The following is a 4,356-nucleotide window of genomic DNA, read 5'->3' on the forward strand; positions in this document are numbered from 1 at the left end:
TGGAATTCGCGGAGGATGTAACATTCAGTTTGCACTAAATCCTGAAACCGATGAGTATAAAGTCATTGAAGTAAATCCTCGTGTATCCAGAAGTAGTGCGCTTGCATCAAAAGCAACAGGTTATCCTATTGCAAAAATATCATCAAAAATCGCTTTAGGAATGACATTGGATGAAATCAAAAACGACATTACCAAAGAAACACCTGCATCATTTGAACCTGCAATCGATTATGTAGTTATAAAAATCCCAAGATGGCCGTTTGACAAGTTCAAAGGAATCAGCCGTGAAGTCGGCGTTCAGATGAAAGCAACAGGTGAGGTAATGGCTATCGGAAGAACCTTTGAAGAGGCATTCCAAAAAGCATTAAGATCACTTGATATGGGCTTTGACGGATTTGAATATGTGGAATACACCGAAGAAGACCTTGCCAATCCGACAGACTTAATTTACTTCCAAATCTATTCCGCAATAAAAGACGGAATGGACATTGATAAAATAAGAGAACTTACCAAAATTGACAATTTCTTCTTATACAAAATCAGAAACATCGTCAACTTTGAAAACGATGTCACTGTTGAAAAACTTGATGATGAAGATTACTTAAGAAAAGCAAAACAAATCGGATGCTCAAAAAAACGTTTGGCAGAATTGTCCGGTCAGACTGAAGAATATATAAGAAACCTTCTTTCCAGATACAATATCAAACAGTCATATAAGATGGTGGACACCTGTGCAGCTGAATTTGAAGCTAAGACACCTTATTACTACAGCAGCTATGATAAGGGTAATGAATTGATCGAATCTGACAACAGAAAGATTTTAATCATTGGTGCAGGTCCAATCAGAATCGGCCAAGGTATTGAGTTCGATTACTGTTGTGTACATTCATCCCTTGCTTTGAAGGAGCAAGGAATTGAAACAATTCTTGTAAACAATAACCCTGAAACCGTAAGTACAGATTATGATATTTCAGATCAATTGTTCTTTGAACCATTAACCTTTGAGGATATTATGGGAATCATTGAACAGCAGGATATTGAAGGTGTTATCGTCCAATTCGGTGGTCAAACATCAATCAACCTATCCGTACCTCTTGCTAAGGCAGGAGTTAAGATATTCGGTACTCCATATGAAAGCATTGATCGTGTAGAGGATAGGGAAAGATTCACTGAAGTATTGAATAAGTTAAACATCCATCAAGCTCCTTATGGTTTGGCCAATTCCTTTGATGAGGCTCGTGAGGCAGCTGAAAGAATCGGTTTCCCAGTTCTTGTACGTCCATCCTATGTTATCGGTGGAAGGGCAATGGAAATCGTTTATGGTGTTGAGGAATTGGAGGAATATATGGAAGAGGCTGTAAAGGTTTCACCTGAACACCCTATTCTTGTAGACAAGTTCCTTGAAGATGCTGTTGAACTTGATGTGGACTTATTGTGTGATGGAGAGGATGTCTTCATTGCAGGTATTATGGAGCACATTGAGGAGGCTGGTGTTCACTCCGGTGACTCCGCTTGTGTAATTCCGCCTCAAACCATTCCTGAACATTTGCTTGAGGTCATTAGGGAAAATACAAGAAAATTGGCTTTGGAATTAGATGTAATCGGTTTAATGAACATTCAATATGCAGTTAAGCTTGATGAGGAAAGGGTCTACATCATTGAAGCAAACCCTAGAGCAAGTAGAACAGTTCCATTTGTAAGTAAGGCTATCGGTGTTCCTCTTGCAAAGGTTGCAACCTCATTGATGATGGGCAAAACCTTAAAAGAGCTTGGATTAACCAAGGAAATTAGGATTAATCATGTAGCTGTTAAGGAATCCGTTTTCCCATTCTTGAAATTAACTGAATCCGACACTGTCTTAGGTCCTGAAATGAAATCCACCGGTGAAAGCATTGGTATAGATGAAAACTTCGGTTTGGCATTCTATAAGTCACAACTTGCAGCGGGTATGGACTTGCCTAAGGAAGGTAAGATTTTCATGAGTGTGAGGGAACAGGATAAGAAGAAAATCCAACCTATTGCTGAAAAGGCTCATGATTTAGGATTTGACATTCTTGCAACAAAGGGAACTGCCGATTCAATATTCAATGTTCCTATTACCAGAATTAAAAAGGTGTCCCAAGGCACTCCTAACATCAAGGAAGCTATTTTAAATAATGAGATTGATTTGATTATAAACACTCCTCATGGAAAACAAGCTTCTGAAGACGGTTATACTATTAGAAGATTAGCTATTGATTTGGGAATTCCTTATGTGACTACTTTAGCTGGTGCAAGAGCTGCTTTAAATGCAATTGCAGCGATTAAGGAAAATGAGTTAAAGGTCAAGTCATTAAACAATTACATTGATGACATTTAGGCTTTAATTTGCTAATATTAATTTGAAAAGTTTATTTTTTACTTTTCTTTTTTTGAAAGCTTTTTAACTTTCATTTTTATTAGTTTGATTTGAAAAGTTTAACTTTTCATTAAATTTTCTTTTTAGAAAATATATGGAGTTTTGTTAAAATGCCATTTAAAATTGATAGTGCTATAGTAAAAAAAGATGGTGATTCCGGTAAATTTGATTTGGTTGATCCTGAAGGAAAATTCTCTAAAGAGGATGCTTTAATGGTTGTAAATAGTGATGATTTTATTACTATGCAATTGATTATTAATGCAATTTTAAGAAATGACTTTAAAGCATGGAAAGAGATTAATTGGGATGGAACAGATGTAAATCTTAAAGTTCTTCTTGTTAAATTAGGTTATGGAAGAGAAGAAATCATCGAGATGCTTAAAGAATTTTAATTTTTATTTTTTTAATTTCTATTTTTGTTAAATTTTATACTTTTTAATTTTATACTTTTTAATTTTATAATTTTTTAATTCTATTTTTTGTTTAATTTTATACTTTTTATTTTATGCTTTTTTATTTCTATTTTTTTTAGCTCTTTTTATTCATTTTTCATTGTTTTTTCATTTTCCTTATTTTTTAATAAATTATAAAAAAGTTTTTATATATATGAACTTAAATATTAATGTGATATATATAAAAAATTTTGGTGTGTGTTATGACAAAATTAGGTATGGGAATGATGAGGCTTCCCCTATTGGATGAAAACGATTTTGCAAGTATTGATTATGATCAATTATATAAAATGGTAGATTTATATATGGACAGCGGATTTAACCACTTTGACACTGCATTCATTTATCATGATGGTATAGGTGAAGAGGCCTTTAGAAAATCTGTAGTTGAAAGGTATCCTCGCGAATCCTTTACAGTTTCAACCAAATTGCCATTGTTTGTAATTACAGAGGAGTCACAATTGGAGCCTATTTTCAAGCAGCAACTTGATAACTGTGGTGTAGACTACTTTGATTATTATCTATTGCATAATGTAAGCGGATTTACTGAAACTGCTTGGAAAAACGTTGACTTATACTCTTTTATTCAAAAGAAAAAAGAGGAAGGGTTCATAAAGCATATTGGATTGTCCACTCATGGAAATGCAGAATTTTTAGAAGGTCTTTTAAAGAATCATCCTGAATTGGAATTTGTATTGCTTCAAATAAATTACCTTGATTGGGAAGATGAGGAGATTGAATCAAGAAAATGTCTTGAGGTGGCTAAAAAATACAATCTTCCTGTAATGATTATGGAACCGTATAAGGGCGGTTTTTTGGCAGATGTTCCTGAAGAGGCTGAAAAATTAATGAATGATTACAATCCAGACAGATCTGTTGTTTCTTGGGCTATGAGATTTGTAGCAAATCTTGATAATGTATCCCTTGTTTTTACAGGAGCAAGTACTTTTGAACAGCTTGAAAACAATATAGATGAATTTAAGAATGCAGATCCATTAAATGAGGAAGAGCTTGAAATCCTTGAAAAGGTTAGTGAAATAATAAATAACAATATTACAGTTAATTGTACAAAATGCAGATACTGTATAGATTCATGTCCTAGTGAAATAGACATTCCAAAAATATTTGACATGTATAATAAACATAAGATTCTTGGCAGGGAAGATTGGTCTCAACATGGAAATGCATATTTGAATTATTCCAAGCTTCCGGGGGTTGGTATAGCTTCCGATTGCATTGAATGCGGAGTCTGTGTTGAGGAATGTCCTCAACAGATCAATATTCCAGAAGTCTTAAATGATGTTGTTGAAACCTTGGAAATTGAATCTATGGGGTTTTCAAGTAAATAATTGACTTTTTTATTATTATTTTACTTTTTTTACTTTTTTTTACTTTTTTTTTACTTTTTTTACCTTTTTTATCTTTATTTACTTTAATTTTACTTTTTTTACTTTTTTTTACTTTTTTTACCTTTTTTATCTTTATTTACTTTAATTTTACTTTTTT

Annotated in this window: 3 protein-coding genes; all 3 read left to right on the forward strand. The window is 33.2% G+C overall.

Annotation, left to right across the window (positions count from 1 at the left end):
- On the forward strand, positions 1–2,359 hold a 2,359-nt coding region (carB, locus tag Q0138_RS09030), incomplete at its 5' end, for a carbamoyl-phosphate synthase large subunit (RefSeq protein WP_297983704.1).
- A gap of 149 nt (positions 2,360–2,508) precedes the next feature.
- Positions 2,509–2,790: a hypothetical protein gene (locus tag Q0138_RS09035; protein WP_297983707.1), complete on the forward strand. Its 282-nt coding sequence runs from the start codon at positions 2,509–2,511 to the stop codon at positions 2,788–2,790.
- A 263-nt stretch (positions 2,791–3,053) separates the two neighbouring features.
- A complete protein-coding gene (locus Q0138_RS09040) occupies positions 3,054–4,199 on the forward strand; it encodes an aldo/keto reductase (RefSeq protein WP_297983710.1) in 1,146 nt (381 codons plus the stop codon).
- Positions 4,200–4,356: the final 157 nt, after the last annotated feature.

Origin of the sequence: uncultured Methanobrevibacter sp., from assembly GCF_937906425.1 — an archaeon.
Taxonomy (GTDB): domain Archaea; phylum Methanobacteriota; class Methanobacteria; order Methanobacteriales; family Methanobacteriaceae; genus Methanobrevibacter.